Genomic DNA, 19,507 nt, shown 5'->3' with positions numbered 1-19,507 from the left:
CGTCGCACCGCCGTTGAACCGGTAATCCGAGGGGGCTTCACGGGAGCGTCCGGAAGCCGACCGCGTCGAGAATCGACGCCCGTGCCGGATGAGCCGAACCCGGCAGGCGGCCGGGCCAGCGACGAGCGGAACACCGGATGCGTCTGATCCTTCGTTTCTTCGGGATCCTGTTCAGCGCCGCCGCGGTGCTGTTCGTGGTCGGCGCCGCGGCCGGCGGGTACTTCTATTGGAAGTACAGCCAGGACCTGCCCGACCACGCCGCGCTCGCCAATTACGAGCCGCCGGTGATGACCCGCATTCACGCGTCGGACGGCTCGCTGCTCGCCGAGTATGCCCGCGAGCGCCGGCTGTACCTGCCGATCCAGGCGATGCCGAAGATCGTGGTCGCGGCCTTCCTGTCGGCCGAGGACAAGAACTTCTACAAGCACGGCGGCATCGATCCCGAGGGGATCGTGCGCGCGTTCCTGACCAACGCCAAGTCGGGCAAGCGCCAGGGCGCCTCGACCATCACCCAGCAGGTCGCCAAGAATTTCCTGCTGTCGTCCGAGCAGACCTACGACCGCAAGATCCGCGAGGCACTGCTCGCCCTGCGGATCGAGGCGGCCTACTCCAAGGACAAGATCCTCGAGCTGTATCTGAACGAGATCTTTTTGGGCACTATCGTGCCCGGCCGCAACCTGCACGGCGTGGCGGCGGCCGCGCTGGATTACTTCGGCAAGTCGGTCCACGAATTGACCATCAACGAGGCCGCCTACCTCGCCGCGCTGCCGAAGGGTCCCAACAACTACCACCCCTACCGCAAGACCCAGGCGGCCCTGGACCGCCGCAACGAGATCATCCGCCTGATGGCGGAGAACAGCTACATCACCAAGGAAGAGGCGGATTCCGCCAAGAAGATGCCGCTCGGGGTCAACCCGCGGGTCGCCTTCCCGAACGCCGCCAACGCCAACTACTTCACCGAGGAGGTCCGGCGCGAGATCTCCGAGCGCTACGGCGAGAAGAAGCTCTACGAGGGCGGCCTCTCGGTGCGCGCCACCCTCGACCCGAAGATGCAGGCCTGGGCCCGCAAGGCCCTGGTCGACGGCCTGGTGCGCTACGACCAGGCCCATGGCTGGCGCGGCGCCGTCACCAAGGTCGACCTGACCGGACGCGACTGGGGCATGGCCGCCGCCGAGGTGCCGGCGCTCGGCGACGTGGCGCCGTGGCGGCTCGCCGTGGTGCTTGGCAACGGCGGCGGCGGCGTGCAGGTCGGCCTCCAGCCCCGGCGCGAGGCTTCGGGCCAGGTCGGCAAGGACCGCGAGACCGGCGTGATCACCCCGGACGGCATGCGCTGGGCCGGCCGCCCCAACCTCCAGCCCGGCGACATGGTCTATGTCGAGGCGATCGACGGCGGCCGCGGGCAGTACCGCCTGCGCCAGAAGCCCGAGGTGTCCGGCGCCATCGTGGCGATGGACCCGAATACCGGCCGCGTCCACGCGATGGTCGGCGGCTTCTCGTACGACGAATCCGAGTTCAACCGGGCCACCCAGGCGATGCGCCAGCCCGGCTCCTCGTTCAAGCCGATCGTCTACTCGGCGGCGCTCGACAACGGCTACACGCCCGCCTCGATCGTGCAGGACACGCCGATCACCATCGAGGGCGGCCCCGGCCAGGAAGCCTGGACGCCCTCGAACTACGACGGCAAGTCCGGCGGCCCGCACACCCTGCGGTACGGGATCGAGCATTCGAAAAACCTGATGACGGTCCGGCTCGCCAAGGATGTCGGCATGCCGCTCATCGCCGAGTACGCCCGCCGCTTCGGCGTCTACGACGACCTGCTGCCGGTTCTGCCGATGTCGCTCGGCGCCGGCGAGACCACGGTCATGCGCATGGTCACGGCCTACTCGATGCTCGCCAATGGCGGGCGCCGCATCCGGCCGACCCTGATCGACCGCATCCAGGACCGCATCGGCGAGACCATCTACCGGCACGACAACCGCAAGTGCATCGGCTGCGACGCCGAGAAATGGTCGGGCCAGGACGAGCCGAAGCTGGTGGACGATTCCGAGCAGGTGCTCGACCCGCTCACCGCCTACCAGATGGTCTCGATCATGGAGGGCGTCGTCCAGCGCGGCACCGCGACCCTGCTGAAGCAGATCGGCAAGCCGCTCGCCGGCAAGACCGGCACCACCAACGACGCCAAGGACGCGTGGTTCGTGGGCTTCTCGCCGGATCTCGCGGTCGGCATCTATATCGGCTTCGACAAGCCGCGCTCGCTCGGTGACCGTGCCACCGGCGGCGGCTTGGCGGCCCCGATCGCCCTCGAGTTCCTGAAGGTGGCCCTCAAGGACAAGCCGCCGACCCCGTTCCGCGTGCCCCCGGGGATCAAGCTGATCCGCGTGAACCTCGGCTCCGGCACCCGCGCCGGCTCGGGGGAGGGCGCCGGCACGATCCTGGAGGCCTTCAAGCCGGGCACCGCGCCGCCCGATTCCTACGTCGCCCCGGCCCAGAGCGCTGCCCCCGCTTCGGTCCCGGCGGACCCCGACCGGGCCGCCCAGGCCGGCGGGCTCTACTGAGGGCCGGAAGCGGATCTGACCCACCGTGTCATTCCGGGGTGCCGCAGGCGAACCCGGAATCCCGATCCGCCGGCGGTGCAAGGTCTTGATCCGTCGGCGGTTATGGATCCCGGGTTCTGCCCTGTGGCCCCGGGATCCCAAACTCGGGTGCGGTGCCGGCTGCGGACCGCTCCAAGACAGAAAAAAGCCGCCCGGTTGGGGGCGGCTTGGGAGAGTCATCAGGGAGGCATCAAACAGAGCGGACGGAACCGTCCAACTCGATATCCAGAACTCTGGATGTCTCTTTATGCCCCGTGAACCTTAATCGCCGGTTAAAGATCGGTCTTGCGCCCGAAACTCAGGCTGCGAGACTGTCGAAGAGACCGCGTCCGTCGGTGCCGCCGATCAGGCCTTCGACGAAATTCTCCGGGTGCGGCATCATCCCGAGGACATTGCCGCCCTCCGAGTAGACGCCCGCGATGGCGTTGAGGGAGCCGTTGCGGTTGGCCTCGACCGTGATCGTGCCGGCGGCGTCGCAGTACCGGAAGGCCACGCGGCCCTCGCCCTCGATCCGCGCCAGGGTCTCGGGATCGGCGAAGTAATTGCCCTCGCCATGCGCGACGCAGACGTCGATGACCTGCCCCTGTTTGTAGGCGCTGGTGAAGCGCGTGTCGGTGCGCTCGACCCGCAGCGTCTGGCGGTGGCAGATGAAGCGCCGGTTGACGTTGCGCATCAGGACCCCCGGCAGGAGGCCGGACTCGCACAGGATCTGGAAACCGTTGCAGATGCCGAGCACGAGGCCGCCCCGGGCCGCATGCGCCCGCACCGCGTCCATGGCGGCCGCGCGTCCCGCGATCGCGCCGCAGCGCAGGTAGTCGCCGTACGAGAAGCCACCCGGCAGGACGGCGAGGTCGGTCCCGGCCGGTAGATCCGGATCGGCGTGCCAGACCATGCTGACCCGTGCGCCCGACCGGCGCAGCGCCCGGGCGACGTCGCTCTCGCGATTCGAACCCGGAAAGACGACGACCGCAGCGTGCATCAGAGGATCTCGATCGCGTAGTTCTCGACGACGGTGTTGGCGAGCAGCTTCTCGCAGGCCGTCCGCAGGGTGGCCTCGGCGGCCGCGCCGTCGGCGGCGGAGACCTCGAGTTCGAACACCTTGCCCTGCCGGACGCTGTCGACGCCTTCGACGCCCAGCGACCGGAGCGCGGCCTCGATCGCCTTGCCCTGCGGGTCCAGCACACCGGTCTTCAGGGTGACGATGATACGGGCTTTCATGGATCTTCCGGTCTCACGCGCAGCCGAAAACGTGGGCGCGACCCGCGGCGTCGTTACACGGGCGGCCATCGCGCGTTCCCTAGCAGGAAGGCCGCCGGCCTGTCGAACGCCGTGTCGGACGGACGGGGCGGCTAGCGGGGCGTGGCCCGGGTGCGGATCGGCTCGATGCTGGTCGCCCGGCGCCAGAGCTGGAGCATGATCCAGGCGGCGAACAGGCTGAACAGACCCATCAGCACGTGGCCGACCCGGTCGCCCAGGTCGAACAGGCCGGCGAGCGCCCAGCCGGCCGCGATGGCGACGGCGAACACCTCGGTGCCGACGAGGACCATCATGCTCACGATGGTGATGGCGTTGCGCCCGTTCACGAGACCCGTCTCCCGGTCGATTGCGAGGCCCCGAAACGAAATGATCCCGGGACCCGCGCAGCTAGCCCAGAGGCGAGGGGCTATGCAACCGCGGGAGCCGGGATCGTCCGGTCCCTGACGTCAGCGCGGCGCGCGCTTGGCCAGGATCCGCTGCAGGGTCCGGCGGTGCATGTTCAGGCGCCGGGCGGTCTCGCTGACGTTGCGGCTGCACAGTTCGTAGACCCGCTGGATGTGCTCCCAGCGGACACGGTCCGCCGACATCGGGTTCTCGGGCGGGTCGGCCCGCTCGCCCGGCTGCGCCATCAGCGTGCCGTGGATCTCGTCGGCGTCGGCGGGCTTGGCGAGGTAGTCGAACGCGCCGAGCTTCACCGCCGTGACGGCGGTCGCGATGTTGCCGTAGCCGGTCAGGATCACGCCCCGCGCCTCGGGGCGGCGCTCCTTGAGGCGGGCGATCACGTCGAGGCCGTTGCCGTCGCCGAGCCGCATGTCGATCACCGCGAAGGCCGGGGGGCGAGCCTCGACGGCTGAGACGCCGTCGGCCACGCTATCGGCGACCTGGACGTGGTAGCCGCGGCTTTCCATGGCCCGGGCGAGCCGCGTCGAGAACGGCTTGTCGTCGTCCACGATCAGCAGGCTGCGATCGGTGAAGGCGGCGAGGGGATCGGCTTCGTTGATCACGGCAGGATCGATCGCTGTCGTGGTCCCGGGCTGCGTCAGCATCCGGTACTCCTTTCGGGTTTTCGTGAGGGCGTTATTCGGTCAGTTCTTGGTCTGATCCTCATATAGGGACGACATCGCCCGGGGGCAGGGGCGCGTGGATATTGAGTTCCGGCGAATGACGCGGGGCTGCCCCCCGCTCGAAGATGTGGCGGGCCCAGGAGACGCGCACGATCGCCCCATGGGCCTCAGGTGCCGAGACGTTCATCAGCGCGATCTGGGCGCCCGAGCGCTCGATCAGGGTCTTGGCGATGAACAAACCGAGGCCGAGGCCGGCCCCGACGGTCCCGCCGGTCTGCGCGCGGTCGGCGCTGCGGGTGGTTACGTAGGGCTCGCCCGCCCGCAGCAGGACCTCGCTGGAAAAACCCGGACCGTCGTCGCGGATCTCGATCCAGACGCGCTCCTGGGTCCAGCGGCCTTCCACGGTGACGCGCGAATCGGCGAAGTCGACCGCATTGTCGAGTATGTTGGCCAAGCCGAACATCACCCCGGGGTTGCGGCGGCAGGCGGGCTCCGGGCCTTCGCCCAGGCTGGAGATGTCGAGCACGGCGCCAAGCGCGCGCTGGGGCGCCACCAGCTCCTCGACGAGATGGCTGAACGTCACCGTCTCCAGGAAGCCGACGCCGTCGCCGTCGAGGGACGTGAGCTTGCCCAGGATGCCTCGGCAGCGGTCGACCTGCTCGCGCAGCAGGTTCAAATCCTCGGCCACCGCCGGCGAGGCGGTCGGCCCGAGCTGGCGGATCAGCTCCTTGGTCACCAGCATGATCGTCCCGAGGGGCGTGCCCAATTCGTGGGCAGCCGCCGCCGCGAGACCGTCGAGCTGCGACAGGTGCTGCTCCCGGGCCAGCACCAGTTCGGTGGCCGCCAGGGCCTGGGCGAGGAGCCGCGTCTCCTCGGCGACCCGCCACGCGTAGACGCCCGTGAAGGCGGTCCCGAGCAGGATCGCGGTCCAGACCCCCGAGACGTACAGGAACGGCAACTCGATCCGCCCGTCCGAGAACCAGGGCAGGGGCCGGTGCACCAGGGCGAGCAGCGTCGCCAGCCCCACGGCGAGCAGGCCGAGCGCCAGGGTCCGCTCCGGCGGCAGCGCCGTCGCGGAGATCAGCACGGGGGCGAGGAACAGCAGCGAGAACGGGTTCTGCAGGCCGCCGGTGAGGAACAGCAGCGCTGCGAGCTGCACGATGTCGAAGGCCAGCAGCAGGGCCGCGGAATCGTCGCTCAAGCGGTAGCTCGCCGGGAAGCGGATGCGCAGGGCCAGGTTCAGCCAGGACGAGGTGGCGATCACCAGGAAGCACCAGCCGAACGGCAGCGCCAGGCCCAGGCCGAACTGCGCCCCGACCACGGCGGCGCTCTGGCCGGTGATGGCGAGCCAGCGCAGGCGGACGAAGGTGTCCAGCCGGAGGTGCCGGGCGTTGCGGACGAGGCCGTTGAGATTGCTGTCGGGCATGCGTGCATCGATGCAGCGCCGGGTGAATCCTCACCGACGCAGAGCTTGGGCAGACGTGCGGCCCCGTCGAGCCGACGGGGTCGTGACGGGCAAGTCGCCCCGGGGCGCGGATGTTCCGCGATCGTTCAGGGTGGAACCTTAGGCTGTCACCGCGGGTTGCGTCAGGCTTTTCGCCCGTCGGCGCTCCGCCGGCAGTCCCGGGACGCGAGGTGGCGATGCTTCTGGCTTACGCGATGTTCGAGGGTGCCCGCGCCATGATGGCGCCGGCCCGGCTCGCCGCCGACCTGACCCGCCACGCGCTCCAGATGCCCGGCAATCCCCTGGCCTACGGACCCTATGCCCGGGCGGTCAGCGCGGGCTGCGAGATGTTCGAGCGCGCCACCCGCCGCTACGGCAAGCCGGCCTTCGGGTTCACCGAGACGCTGATCGACGGCGCAGCGGTCCCGGTCAGCGAGCGGGTCGTCTGGGAGCGGCCGTTCTGCCGGCTGGTGGCGTTCGAGCGGGCCTTCCTGACCCCGCCCGCCGAGCCGGAGCCGAAGCTGCTCATCGTCGCGCCGATGTCGGGGCACTACGCCACGCTGCTGCGCGGCACCGTGGAGGCGATGCTGCCGAACCACCGGGTCTACATCACCGATTGGAACGATGCCCGGATGGTGCCGCTCGCGGCGGGGCGCTTCGATCTCGACACCTACATCGACTACCTGCAGGAGATGTTCGCGCTGCTCGGGCCGGACCTGCACATCATGGCGGTGTGCCAGCCGGCGGTGCCGGTCCTAGCTGCGGTGGCGCTGATGGAGAGCAAGGACGGCCAAGGGGAGGGCGACCCGGCGGTGCCGGCTTCCATGACCCTGATGGGCGGCCCGATCGACACCCGCCGCTCGCCCACGGCGGTGAACTGCCTCGCCCAGGAGCGCGGCCAGACCTGGTTCGATCGCAACACGATCAGCCTGGTGCCGCCGATCTTCCCGGGGGCCTGGCGCCGGGTCTATCCCGGCTTCCTGCAGCTGTCGGGCTTCATGGCAATGAACCTCGACCGCCACGTCACCGCCCATTCCGACATGTTCGACCACCTGGTGAAGGGCGACGGCGACTCGGCCGAGAAGCACCGGGACTTCTACGACGAGTACCTCGCGGTGATGGACCTGACCGCGGAATACTACCTGCAGACCGTTCAGACGGTCTTCGTCGACCATGACCTGCCGACGGGCCGGATGCGTCACCGCGGCACCCCGGTCGATCTCGGGGCGATCCGCCGCTGCGCCATCCTGGCGGTGGAGGGCGAGAACGACGACATCTCCGGGGTCGGCCAGACCAAGGCGGCCCTCGACCTGACGCCGAACCTGCCCGAATCCCGCAAGGCGTACCATCTCCAGGCTGGCGTCGGGCATTACGGGGTGTTCAACGGCTCCCGCTACCGCACCGTCATCGCACCGCGGATCGCCGCCTTCATCCGCGCCCAGCAGGCGGAAGCCCGGACGCGCGGATCGCATCTGCGCCAGGTGGGCTGACGAAAGGTCCGATCTCGAAAGGTCCGAGACCGTTCGCGGGTCCAGGGCGGAGCCGGTTTCCCGGGGCCTCCGCCGGAAGGCGGCGAGCCCACTGAAATCCCGCTTCCGATCCCGCGATCCCGCCGTGCATGGCCGGCGCGCGCTGCATTTTGAATTCTCTTCCACCCACGGTGGCGCGAGGCTTGCGAGGTCGCCGGCGTGAGCACGATGACCGCCGATCCTCCACCGCCCCTCCGCGTCCCCGGCCGGACTCCATCCAGCCGGATGAGGCCGTGCGCGAACAGGATGCGGATAACTGGAATTCGATCCCCCAAAACCGTCTTGCGGTAGCAGGGAACTGGCGCATGTTGCTGATCGTGTGAAAATCCAGCCTCCCCCGGCCGCGATACACGGCCGGGTCCTTCCGTCGACCGATTCACAGACGCACCCGGAGTGCGGGCCGGTGGCCGGGATCGAGATCCCGCCGGCCAGGGAGATCACGATGGACCGCAGGACGTTCCTCAAGGGCTCGGCCGCACTCGGGCTGGCCGCCCCGCAGGTCGCGATGCCGGCCGTGGCGCAGGGCGCCAAGGTGCTGCGCTTCGTGCCCCAGGCGAACCTCGCCAATTTCGATCCGATCTGGGGCACGCAATACGTGGTGCGCAATGCCGGCACCCTCGTGTGGGACATGCTGTACGGCGTCGACGCCCAGCTGAAGCCGCAGCGCCAGATGGTCGAATCCGAGGAGGTCTCGGGCGACCAGCTGACCTGGACCTTCCGGCTGCGGCCCGGCCAGACCTTCCACGACGGCGAGCCGGTGCTGGCCAAGGACGTGGTGGCGAGCCTCGGACGCTGGATGGCCCGGGACCCGATCGGCCTGATGATCCGGGGCATCCAGGACGACCTCGCCGCGGTCGACGACCGGACGTTCCGCTGGCGCCTGAAGAAGCCGTTTCCGAAGCTCCTCTACGCGCTCGGCAAGACCAACGCCCCGATGGCCCTGATCATGCCGGAGCGGATCGCCAAGACCGACCCGTTCACGCAGATCACCGAGTATGTCGGCTCCGGCCCGATGACCTTCGTGCGCAACGAATGGGTGCCGGGCGCGCGCGCCGTGTTCCAGAAATTCGCCGGCTACAAGCCCCGCGAGGAGCCGAATTCGTGGCTGGCGGGCGGCAAGCACATCCTGGTCGACCGGGTCGAGTGGGTGATCATGCCGGACGCGGCCACCGCGTCGGCGGCCCTGCAGAACGGCGAGGTCGACTGGTGGGAGAACCCCATCTCCGACCTCGTGCCGCTCCTGCGCAAGAACGCCAACCTCAACGTCGACATCGCCGACCCGCTGGGCAATGTCGGGTCGTTCCGGATGAACCACCTGCATCCGCCCTTCGACAACCCGAAGATCCGCCAGGCCGTCATGACCGCCATGAGCCAGGAGGATTACATGCGGGCGATCGTTGGCGACGACGACACCTTATGGAAGACGCTGCCGGGCTTCTTCACGCCGGGCACGCCGCTCTACACCGAGGCGGGCGGGGGCAGCGTCGGAAAGGGTGACATCAAGCTCGGCCAGAAGCTGCTGAAGGAAGCCGGCTACAAGGGGGAGCCCGTCGTCTGCGTGGTGGCGCAGGACCAGGGGATCACCAAGGCGCAGGGCGACATCACCGCCGACCTGCTGAAGCAGATGGGCTTCAACGTCGACTTCGTCGCCACCGACTGGGGCACCACCGGCACCCGCCGGGCGTCCAAGGCGCCGCCGTCCCAGGGCGGCTGGAACATGTTCCACACCTGGCACGCGGGCGCCGACTGCATCAATCCGGCGGGCTATCCCGCGGTCCGGGCCAGCGGCGACAAGGCCTGGTTCGGCTGGCCCAACGTCCCGCCCGTGGAGGCTGCCATCGCTGAGTGGTTCGACGCGGCCGACCCGGCCGCCGAGAAGGCCGCCATCGACAAGGTCAACGCCGCCGCCTGCGAGGGCGTGGTCTACGTGCCGACCGGGTTCTTCCTCGGCTACCAGGCCTGGCGCAAGAACGTCTCCGGCATCGTGAAGGGGCCGATCCCGTTCACCTGGGGCGTGTCGAAGGCCTGAGGCCAGGAGGCGTCCCATGCTCGGCTATATCGGCAGGCGCATCCTGGCCACCATCCCGGTGATGGCGGTGGTCGGCTTGTTCGTCTTCAGCCTCCTCTACTTCGCCCCCGGCGATCCGGCCGCGATCATCGCGGGCGATCAGGCGACACCGGACGACGTCGCGCGCATCCGCGCCTCGCTCGGCCTCGACCGGCCGTTCCTGGTCCGGTTCGGCGAATGGTCCTGGCAGATCCTGCACGGGGACCTCGGCACCTCGATCTTCACCAACCTGCCGGTCACCACGATGATCGGGCAGCGGGTGCAGCCGACCGTCTCGCTGATGCTCGTCACCCTGATCCTGGCCGTCGTGGTCGCGGTGCCGCTCGGCGTCGTGGCGGCCTGGAAGGCCGGCAGCCTGATCGACCGCCTGGTCATGGGGCTCGCCGTGATGGGCTTCTCGGTGCCGGTCTTCGTGGTCGGCTACGTGCTGGCCTACGTGTTCGCCCTCGAACTCGGCTGGCTGCCAGTGCAGGGCTACACGCCGATCGAGCAGGGCCTATGGCCGTGGTTCGCGAACCTGATCCTGCCCGCGGTGACGCTGGGCCTCGTCTACATCGCGCTGATCGCCCGGGTGACGCGGGCGACCATGCTGGACGTGCTGCAGCAGGATTACGTGCGCACCGCCCGGGCCAAGGGGCTGGCGCAGGGGCCGGTGCTGTTCATCCACGCCCTCAAGAACGCCGCGGTGCCGATCGTCACCGTGATCGGCATCGGCATCGCGCTGCTGATCGGCGGCGCCGTCGTCACCGAGACGGTGTTCGCGATTCCCGGCCTCGGCCGCCTCACGGTCGATGCGATCCTGCGGCGCGATTACCCGGTCATCCAGGGCGTCGTCCTGCTGTTCAGCTTCGTCTACGTGCTGGTGAACCTCGCCATCGACCTGTTCTACACCTTGCTCGACCCGAGGATCCGCTATTGACCGCGACCGTCGCGCCTCTCTCCGGTCCGTCGCGCGCCGCGGACCCGTCGCTCAAGGGCCCGCCGCACAAGGGGCCGCCCCCCGCGGGGCTCGCCGTCGCCACGCCGCTGCCGGACGTGATCCCGGCCCGCAAGCGCCGGGGCCGGGTCTGGACCTATGTGCGCCGCAACCCGACCATCGTGGCCGGCGGGGGCCTGCTCCTCGTGGTGTTCCTGATGGCGGTGCTCGCGCCCTATCTCGGCACCGTCGATCCCACCGCCCTGGCGCCGGCCAAGCGCACCCGCGTGCCCTCGGCCCAATACTGGTTCGGCACCGACATGCTCGGCCGGGACATCTATTCGCGGGTGGTCTACGGCGCCCGGGTCTCGCTGCTGGTCGGCTTTTCCGTGGCGCTCCTCGCCTCGGTGGCGGGGCTCGCGGTCGGACTCGTCTCCGGGATGGTGCGCTGGCTCGACGGCATCGTCATGCGGATCGTGGACGGCATGATGTCGATCCCGCCGATCCTGCTGGCCATCACCCTGATGGCGCTCACCCGCGGCTCGGTCCAGAACGTGATCGTGGCGATCACCATCGCGGAGATCCCCCGGGTCGCCCGGCTGGTCCGGGGCGTCGTGCTGTCCTTGCGCGAGCAGCCCTATGTCGAGGCCGCCGTAACCACGGGCACGCGCATGCCGGCGATCATCTGGCGCCACATCCTGCCCAACACCCTGGCGCCCATGACCGTGCAGGCGACCTACATCTGCGCCTCCGCGATGATCACCGAGGCGATCCTGTCGTTCATCGGCGCGGGCGTGCCGCCGTCGACGCCGTCCTGGGGCAACATCATGGCCGAGGGCCGGGCCCTCTGGCAGGTGAAGTTCTACATCATCCTGTTCCCGGCGATCTTCCTGTCCATGACGGTGCTCGCGGTGAACCTCGTCGGCGACGGCCTGCGCGACGCCCTCGACCCCCGCATGGCCAAAGACGCGTGAGGACCAGCAGCGTGAGCGGCACCCCCCTCCTGTCGATCGAGAGCCTGCAGGTCCACTTCCGCACCCCCGACGGGGTGAACCGGGCGGTGGACGGCGTGTCCTTCGCCATCCAGGCGGGGGAGACCCTGGCGATCGTCGGCGAATCCGGCTGCGGCAAGTCGGTGACCGCGATGTCGATCCTGCGCCTCCTGCCCGAGCCGCCGGCCAGCATCGCCGGCGCCATCCGGTTCGAGGGGACGAATCTCCTCGACCTGCCGACCCGCGCGATGCGCAAGATCCGCGGCAACGACATCAGCGTCATCTTCCAGGAGCCGATGACCAGCCTGAACCCGGTGCTGACGGTGGGCCGCCAGATCGGCGAGACCCTGCGGCTGCACCAGGGCCTGAGCCGGCGCGAGGCCGAGGCCCGGGCCGTGGAGATGCTGACGCTGGTCGGCATCCCCGAGCCCGGGCGCCGGGTGCGGGAATACCCGCACCAGCTCTCGGGCGGCATGCGCCAGCGGGTGATGATCGCCATCGCGCTCGCCTGCTCGCCCAAGCTCCTGATCGCCGACGAGCCGACCACGGCGCTCGACGTGACCATCCAGGCCCAGATCCTCGACCTGATGCGCGACCTGAAGCATCGCGTCGGCGCCGCGATCATGCTGATCACCCACGATCTCGGCGTGGTCGCCGAAGTCGCCGACCGGGTGGTGGTGATGTATGCCGGCCGGAAGGTCGAGGAGGCCTCGGTCCGCGACCTGTTCCGGGCGCCGCGCCATCCCTACACCCGCGGCCTGATGGGGGCCGTACCCAAGCTCGGCGCTGTCGAGCACGGCGCCACCGAGCGGCTCGCCGAGATTCCCGGCATGGTCCCGAGCCTGAAGCAGCGGATCGAGGGCTGCGTCTTCGCCGGACGCTGCCCGGACGTGACCGACCTGTGCCGCGCCTACGCCCCGGCCCTGGAGCCGAAGGCCCCCGCGCATCTCGCCGCCTGTCACTACGCGCCCAAGGACGCCCTCGCGGCATGAGCGTCACCCCCGCGCCCACATCCCGCACCCTGCTGGAGGTCAATGACCTCAAGAAACACTTTTCCCTCGGCGGCGGCCTGTTCGGCCGGTCGACCCGGGTGCTCAAGGCGGTGGACGGCCTGTCCTTCACGGTGGACCGGGGCGAGACCCTGTCGCTGGTCGGCGAATCCGGCTGCGGCAAGTCCACGGTCGCCAAGGCGCTGATGCGCCTCTACACGCCGACCGCCGGGCAGGTGGTGCTGGCCGGCCGGCGCATCGACGACCTCTCGGCCGGCACCCTGCGGCCCCTGCGCCGCCGGATGCAGATGGTGTTCCAGGACCCGTTCTCGTCCCTCAACCCGCGGATGCGGGTGCGGGCGATCCTGGCCGAGCCGATCCGCAATTTCGGGCTGGCCAAGGGCTCGGCCGACATCGAGGCGAAGCTCGCGGCCCTGATGGAGCGGGTCGGCCTGCCGCGCGAGGCGTTGGGGCGCTGGCCCCACGAATTCTCCGGCGGCCAGCGCCAGCGCATCGGCATCGCCCGGGCGCTCGCCGCCGAGCCGGACCTGATCATCTGCGACGAGGCGGTCTCGGCGCTCGACGTCTCGGTGAAGGCCCAGATCGTCAACCTGCTGCGCGACCTGCAGCGCGAGCTCGACCTCGCGATGCTGTTCATCTCGCACGACCTCGCCATCGTGGAGCACATGACCCACCGGGTGGCGGTGATGTATCTCGGCAAGATCGTCGAGATCGGCCCGCGGCGGGCGCTGTTCCTGGCCCCGAAGCACCCCTACACCCAGGCCCTGCTCTCGGCGGTCCCGATCCCCGAGCCCGGGGCCGGACGCACCCGCATCGTACTCAAGGGCGACGTCCCGAGCCCGATCAACCCGCCCGCCGGCTGCCGCTTCCACACCCGCTGCCCGCAGGCCTTCGACCGCTGCAGGGTCGAGGAGCCCCGCCTCGATCCCGTGGGCGCCGGCCATCTGGCCGCCTGCCACCTCAACGACGACGCGGCCGCACCGGCGGTCGCGGCCTGACACGATCCGGAGACAGCCGTGCCGCACGACCTCATCCTCAAGGGTGCGCGGATCATCGACCCGTCCCAGAACCACGACGGGATCGGCGACGTCGCCTTCGCGCAGGGCCGCGTCTCGGGCTTCGGCCGCGATCTCGTCGCGGGCCCGGGCACGCAGGTGCGCGCGATGGCGGGCGCGATCGTCACGCCCGGGCTGATCAACCTGCACACCCACGTCTACTGGGGCGGTACCTCGCTGGGCATCGACGCCGACGCGTTCTGCCGGACCTCCGGGGTGACGACCTCGGTCGATACCGGCAGTGCCGGGCCCGGCAATTTTTCCGGATTTCGCACCCACGTCATCGACCGCTCGGAGGCGCGGATCCTGGCCTACCTGCACGTCTCCTTCGCCGGCATCTTCGGCTTCTCGAAGACCATCATGGTCGGCGAGAGCGAGGATCCGCGGCTGATGGCGCCCCGCGAGGCCGTGGAGGTGGTCGAGGCCAACCGGGACGTCATCGTCGGCATCAAGGTCCGGGTCGGGCGCCACGCCTCCGGCGACCAGGGCACCGCGCCCCTCGACATCGCCCTGCAGGTCGCGGAGGAGACCGGCCTGCCGCTGATGGCCCATATCGACGAGCCGCCGCCGAGCTACGAGGCGGTGCTGGCCATGCTGCGCCCCGGCGACGTGCTGACCCACGCCTTCCGGCCGTTCCCGAATTCCCCGATCACCGCCCAGGGCGCCGTGAAGCCCGCCCTGCGGGAGGCCCGGGCGCGCGGCGTGCTGTTCGATATCGGCCACGGCAAAGGCTCGTTCGCGTTCAAGACCGCCCGGGCCATGCTGGCGGGGGGCTTCCTGCCGGACACGATCTCGTCCGACGTGCACCAGCTCTGCATCGACGGGCCGGCCTTCGATCAGGTCACCACCATGTCCAAGATGCTCTGCCTCGGCATGAGTCTGCGCGACGTCGTCGCCGCCTCCACGGTCAACGCCGCGGTGGCGCTCAAGCGCATGGAATACGGGACCCTGAAGGTCGGGGCGCTCGGCGATGCCACCGTGCTGTCGGTGCAGGACGGGGCGTTCGACTACGTGGACACGCGGGGCGAGCACATGACTGGCGCCCAGCGGATCGTGTCGGAGGGCGTGGTGCTGCGGGGTCGATGGTGGCACCCGGTTTGAGATGGGGACGATGCGGTTTTCCGCCGAAGGGCTCGCAGGCCGCCGTCCTTGGGAGCGGAGGACCATCGATCGAGCGCGCCTGGGAGCCGTACGAAACAGAACCTCCAGCGCCGCGTCCGAACCGGCATAAGCGGCCGATTCCACACCCGCGCAGTCGCTCAAGACCGACGCAACGAGCGGGTTCAACCGGACAGCAATCCTAGTTTATTAAGAATACACCGCTTTACAGCCTCGCCGCATCGATCCTACACTTTCCCGTGAGGTCCGGACCATCGCCGGACGATCAGCGACATGCGGCTCAAGCCGCGGCGCCAGGGAGGATGGATGGATACGGGTCAGCCTCTGCTGGAGGTCGACGGCGTCACGCTCCGCTACAAGACGCCCGAGCACCTCGTCACGGCCACCTACCGGGTGAGCTTCCGGATCTGGCCCGGGGACCGGTTCGTCCTGCTCGGACCCTCCGGGTGCGGGAAGTCGACCCTGCTCAAGGCGGTGGGCGGCTACATGGCCCCCACCGAGGGAGAGATCCGGCTGAAAGGCCGCCCGGTGACCGAGCCCGGCCCCGACCGGATGATGGTGTTCCAGGAATTCGACCAGCTGCTGCCGTGGAAGACGGTCCGGCAGAACGTGGTCTTCGCCCTCGAAGCCTCGGGCCGGCTGAAGGGACGGGAGGCGCTGGAGCGGGCGAACCTCTACATCGACAAGGTCAACCTGACGAAGTTCGCCGACAGCTACCCGCACACCCTGTCGGGCGGCATGAAGCAGCGCGTCGCCATCGCCCGCGGCATGGCGATGGAGCCCGACATCCTGCTGATGGACGAGCCGTTCGCGGCGCTCGACGCGCTCACCCGGCGGCGCATGCAGGACGAGCTGCTGATGCTCTGGGAGGAGACGCGCTTCACGGTGCTGTTCGTGACGCACTCGATCCCCGAGGCGATCAAGGTCGGCTCGCGCATCCTGCTGCTCTCGCCCCATCCGGGCGAGGTCAAGGCCGAGCTCAACAGCGCGGCAACCCCGGAGGCGGCGCTGCGGCTCGAGAACCGCATCCAGCAGATGCTCTTTTCGGAAGAGATCCAGGAGGCGGAGAATGTCTAGCGCGCGCGTGTTGACCGGCGCTCCCCTGACGGTGCCGCCGCGCCCCGCCGCCACGGATCCGGCCCGCCCCGAGATCGTGCGGGAGACCGGCCACGCCCACGGCGCCCCGGTTGTGGAGAAGCCGCTCTCGGCGTTCGAGCGCCTGTACAACCAAGCCTGGCTGCGCAAGATCCTGATCCTCGTCCTGCTGGCGGGGATCTGGGAGGCCTACGGGCGCTACCTCGACAACGACCTCCTGTTCCCGACCTTCTCGGCCACCATGGAGGCGTTCTTCCGGGCGGTCGCCGACGGGACGCTGCCGGCCCGGGCCTGGAGCTCGCTGAAGGTGCTGCTGATGGGCTACGCCGCCGGCGTCCTCCTGGCGACCCTGCTCACCGGCATCGCCATCGCGTCGCGGATCGGGACCGACCTCCTCGAGACCCTGACGTCGATGTTCAACCCGCTGCCGGCGATCGCGCTGCTGCCGCTGGCGCTGATCTGGTTCGGGCTCGGCAACGGCAGCCTGATCTTCGTCCTGGTCCACTCGGTGACCTGGGCGATCGCGCTCAACACCCATTCGGGCTTCCTGTCGGTGAGCCGGACGCTCACGATGGTCGGGCGCAATTACGGGCTGTCGGGCCCGCGGCTGATCGGCAAGATCCTGATCCCGGCCGCGTTCCCGTCGATCCTCACCGGCCTGAAGGTCGGCTGGGCCTTCGCGTGGCGCACGCTGATCGCGGCCGAGCTGGTGTTCGGCGTCAGCTCCGGGGCGGGCGGGCTCGGCTGGTTCATTTTCGAGAACAAGAACATGCTCGACATCCCGAACGTGTTCGCCGGGCTGCTCACCGTGATCCTGATCGGCCTCGTGGTGGAGAACCTGATCTTCCAGACGATCGAGCGGCGGACCATCCAGCGCTGGGGCATGCAGGCCTGATCCCCTGACGCCTGATCCCCTGACGCCTGATCCTCAAGCGGCGCGGCTTCGGGTATGCCCCGCGGATCCTTCGCGGTGACCCGGAGCCTCGACCACCATGCCGACCCTGTCCCTCGCGGAGGCCCACGCGCTCGCGGCCGGCGCCTTCCGCCGCTGTGGCGCCGCCCCTGCCGCCGCCGACAGCACCGCCCGCGCGCTGGTCGCCGCGGAGGCGGACGGCCTGAAGGGCCATGGCCTGTCGCGGGTGCCGGGCTACGCCGCGCAGCTGCGCACCGGCAAGGTCGTGGGCGATGCCCGCGTGGTGGTGAGCCGGCCCCGGCCGGGACTCCTGGCGATCGATGCCGGCAACGGCTTCGCCTACCCGGCGCTCGACGCGGCCCTGGCCGAGCTGCCGGATCTGGCACGCCGGCAGGGGATCGCGGCGGCCGGGATCCGCCGCTCGCATCATTGCGGGGCGGCCGGCCTGCCCGTCGAGGCGCTGGCCGAGGCCGGGTGCGTCGCGATCCTGTTCGCCAACACCCCCGCCGCCATGGCGCCCTGGGGCGGCAGCCGGGCGGTGTTCGGCACCAACCCGCTGGCCTTCGGCTGCCCGCTGCCCGGTCGGGCGCCCATCGTGATCGACCTCGCCCTGTCGAAGGTCGCCCGGGCCAGCATCGTCGGCGCGAAGCAGCGCGGCGAGGCGATCCCGGAGGGCTGGGCGCTCGATGCCGAGGGACGCCCGACCACCGATCCCGCCGCCGCCCTCGACGGCACGATGGCGCCGCTCGGCGACGCCAAGGGGACGGCGCTCGCCTTGATGGTGGAACTCCTGGCGGCCGGGCTCACCGGTGCCCGCTTCGCCGCCGAGGCCAGCTCGTTCCTCGACGCGGCGGGCGACCCGCCCGGCACCGGACAGCTGATCCTGGCGATCGACGCCACGGCCCTCGGCCCCGACGCCCCGGAGCGCTTCGCCGTCCTGGCGGCTTCGATCGAGGCGCAGGACGGCGCTCGCCTGCCGGGAAGCCGGCGCCTCGACCTGCGGGTCCGCGCCGCGCGGGACGGGCTGACGGTTCCGGACACCCTCGCGGCCGAGATCGAAGCGTTGGGGTGACGGCGATGCGGTGTTTCCCGTGAAACACGCACGCTGCGGGGCGAAGCGGTTCGGGCAAGGGAAAGTCTGATACACCGCCACGGCAGGGGCGCTCGAGACGGCCGGATCGCGGGGCGTCCGCGCAGGATCGCTCGGTATGCCGGGACGGCGGATGAAGGACGCGACGATGGCTCATCTCGACAGGCGCCGCGTTCTCCAGGGCGGCCTCGGCGCGCTGGCTGTTGCGGCGACGCCCTTGCGCGCCCGGGCTGAGGAGGTCGTGCTTCCCTTCAGCAGCGGCACGCGCCCGCTGGTCGCCTATCCGGGCAAGCGCCCGCTTCTGCAGACCACGGCCCGGCCGCCCCAGCTGGAGACGCCGTTCGCGGTGTTCGACGAGGGGGCGATCACCCCCAACGACGCCTTCTTCGTCCGCTATCACCTGGCCGACATCCCCCTGGAGATCGACCCGGACACGTTCCGGCTCGGCATCGCCGGCCATGTCGAGCGCCCGGTCTCGCTGTCGCTGGCCGAGATCAAGGCGCTGCCGGGGCGGAGCGAGATCGTGGCGGTCAACCAATGCTCGGGGAACTCGCGCGGCTTCTTCGAGCCGCGCATGGCCGGCGGTCAGCTCGCCAACGGCGCCATGGGCTGCGCGCGCTGGACCGGCGTGCCGCTGAAGAGCGTGCTCGACCGCGCCGGGGTGAAGGCGGGCGCCGTGCAGGTCGCGTTCGACGGGATGGACGGGCCGGTCCTGCCCGAGACCCCGGACTTCGTGAAGGCGCTCGGCCTCGACCATGCCCGCGACGGCGAGGTGATGCTGGCCTGGGGCATGAACGGCGAGGACCTGCCCTGGCTCAACGGGTTTCCGCTGCGCCTCGTGGTGCCGGGCTTCTACGGCACCTACTGGGTCAAGCACCTGAACGCGATCACGGTGCGCGACACGCCGTTCGACGGCTTCTTCATGAAGAGCGCCTACCGCATCCCGGACAATGCCTGCGCCTGCACGGAGCCGGGCCAGGCCGCCAAAGCCACGGTGCCGATCGGCCGGCTCAACGTGCGGTCGTTCCTGACCAGTCTCGCCGACGGGGCGGACATCAAGGCCGGTCCGGTGCACGTGCGCGGCATCGCGTTCGACGGCGGCTCCGGGATCAAGACGGTCGCGGTGTCCACCGACGAGGGCCGGACCTGGACGCAGGCCGCCCTGGGCCAGGATTCGGGTCCCTACGCGTTCCGGCCCTGGTCGCTCACCCTCGACCTGGCCGCGGGCGCGCACAGCGTCCGGGTCCGGGCCACCGCCAACGACGGCAGCACGCAGCCGATGGACTCGCTCTGGAACCCGTCCGGGTACATGCGCAACGGCGTCGAGATCACCCGGGTCCGGGCGGCGTGAGGGGGAACGG

At 70.1% G+C, this 19,507-nt stretch carries 17 protein-coding genes; 12 read left to right on the top strand and 5 right to left on the bottom strand.

The window, feature by feature from the left end:
* Positions 1-137 precede the first annotated feature (137 nt).
* Entirely contained in the window at positions 138-2,555 is a 2,418-nt protein-coding gene (locus tag FVA80_RS23075; protein WP_147909487.1) for a penicillin-binding protein 1A, read from the top strand.
* Positions 2,556-2,892: 337 nt separating this feature from the next.
* On the opposite strand, the gene purQ is transcribed toward FVA80_RS23075, so the two are convergent.
* The 5 genes from purQ to FVA80_RS23050 form a co-directional block, all read right to left on the bottom strand.
* The gene (gene purQ, locus FVA80_RS23070) at positions 2,893-3,573 is read right to left on the bottom strand and encodes a phosphoribosylformylglycinamidine synthase subunit PurQ (RefSeq protein WP_147909486.1); all 681 of its coding nucleotides are present in this window, start codon (positions 3,571-3,573) and stop codon (positions 2,893-2,895) included.
* Positions 3,573-3,812: a phosphoribosylformylglycinamidine synthase subunit PurS gene (gene purS, locus FVA80_RS23065; RefSeq protein ID WP_147909485.1), complete on the bottom strand. Its 240-nt coding sequence runs from the start codon at positions 3,810-3,812 to the stop codon at positions 3,573-3,575. Before purS ends, purQ begins: the two co-directional genes overlap by 1 nt.
* 131 nt (positions 3,813-3,943) lie before the next feature.
* Positions 3,944-4,177, bottom strand: a complete 234-nt coding sequence (locus FVA80_RS23060) for a hypothetical protein (protein ID WP_147854731.1) — start codon at positions 4,175-4,177, stop codon at positions 3,944-3,946.
* A gap of 120 nt (positions 4,178-4,297) precedes the next feature.
* On the bottom strand, positions 4,298-4,897 hold the full coding sequence (locus tag FVA80_RS23055) for an ActR/PrrA/RegA family redox response regulator transcription factor (RefSeq protein ID WP_147854732.1): 600 nt from the start codon (positions 4,895-4,897) through the stop codon (positions 4,298-4,300).
* Between the two features lie 58 nt (positions 4,898-4,955).
* Positions 4,956-6,341 carry an ActS/PrrB/RegB family redox-sensitive histidine kinase gene (locus FVA80_RS23050; protein WP_147909484.1) on the bottom strand — a complete coding sequence of 462 codons (1,386 nt, stop codon included), beginning with the start codon at positions 6,339-6,341 and terminating at the stop codon, positions 4,956-4,958.
* A gap of 215 nt (positions 6,342-6,556) precedes the next feature.
* Between FVA80_RS23050 and phaZ the strand changes: the two genes are divergently transcribed.
* The 11 genes from phaZ (at position 6,557) to FVA80_RS22995 (ending at position 19,497) form a co-directional block, all read left to right on the top strand.
* Positions 6,557-7,849 carry a polyhydroxyalkanoate depolymerase gene (phaZ, locus tag FVA80_RS23045; RefSeq protein ID WP_147909483.1) on the top strand — a complete coding sequence of 431 codons (1,293 nt, stop codon included), beginning with the start codon at positions 6,557-6,559 and terminating at the stop codon, positions 7,847-7,849.
* A 481-nt stretch (positions 7,850-8,330) separates the two neighbouring features.
* Positions 8,331-9,917 (top strand): ABC transporter substrate-binding protein, encoded by a 1,587-nt coding sequence (locus FVA80_RS23040; protein WP_147909482.1) that lies wholly within the window; start codon positions 8,331-8,333, stop codon positions 9,915-9,917.
* Positions 9,918-9,933: 16 nt separating this feature from the next.
* Positions 9,934-10,875, top strand: a complete 942-nt coding sequence (locus tag FVA80_RS23035) for an ABC transporter permease (RefSeq protein ID WP_147909481.1) — start codon at positions 9,934-9,936, stop codon at positions 10,873-10,875.
* 107 nt (positions 10,876-10,982) lie between these two features.
* A complete protein-coding gene (locus tag FVA80_RS23030; protein ID WP_147909491.1) occupies positions 10,983-11,846 on the top strand; it encodes an ABC transporter permease in 864 nt (287 codons plus the stop codon).
* Between the two features lie 11 nt (positions 11,847-11,857).
* Positions 11,858-12,856, top strand: a complete 999-nt coding sequence (locus tag FVA80_RS23025) for an ABC transporter ATP-binding protein (protein ID WP_147909480.1) — start codon at positions 11,858-11,860, stop codon at positions 12,854-12,856.
* Complete coding sequence (locus FVA80_RS23020; protein WP_147909479.1) at positions 12,853-13,872, top strand: oligopeptide/dipeptide ABC transporter ATP-binding protein; 1,020 nt, start codon at positions 12,853-12,855, stop codon at positions 13,870-13,872. Before FVA80_RS23025 ends, FVA80_RS23020 begins: the two co-directional genes overlap by 4 nt.
* A gap of 18 nt (positions 13,873-13,890) precedes the next feature.
* Positions 13,891-15,030: an amidohydrolase/deacetylase family metallohydrolase gene (locus FVA80_RS23015; RefSeq protein ID WP_147909478.1), complete on the top strand. Its 1,140-nt coding sequence runs from the start codon at positions 13,891-13,893 to the stop codon at positions 15,028-15,030.
* 324 nt (positions 15,031-15,354) lie between these two features.
* Positions 15,355-16,125, top strand: a complete 771-nt coding sequence (locus FVA80_RS23010; protein WP_147856321.1) for an ABC transporter ATP-binding protein — start codon at positions 15,355-15,357, stop codon at positions 16,123-16,125.
* Positions 16,118-17,038, top strand: coding sequence for an ABC transporter permease (locus FVA80_RS23005; RefSeq protein WP_147909477.1), 921 nt, complete (start codon positions 16,118-16,120; stop codon positions 17,036-17,038). Before FVA80_RS23010 ends, FVA80_RS23005 begins: the two co-directional genes overlap by 8 nt.
* Positions 17,039-17,135: 97 nt before the next feature.
* The gene (locus FVA80_RS23000) at positions 17,136-18,128 is read left to right on the top strand and encodes an Ldh family oxidoreductase (RefSeq protein ID WP_147909476.1); all 993 of its coding nucleotides are present in this window, start codon (positions 17,136-17,138) and stop codon (positions 18,126-18,128) included.
* Between the two features lie 166 nt (positions 18,129-18,294).
* Entirely contained in the window at positions 18,295-19,497 is a 1,203-nt protein-coding gene (locus tag FVA80_RS22995; protein WP_147909490.1) for a molybdopterin-dependent oxidoreductase, read from the top strand.
* Positions 19,498-19,507: the final 10 nt, after the last annotated feature.

Origin of the sequence: Methylobacterium sp. WL1 (assembly GCF_008000895.1) — a bacterium.
GTDB lineage: Bacteria > Pseudomonadota > Alphaproteobacteria > Rhizobiales > Beijerinckiaceae > Methylobacterium.
This window is presented reverse-complemented; position numbering and strand designations above follow the sequence as displayed.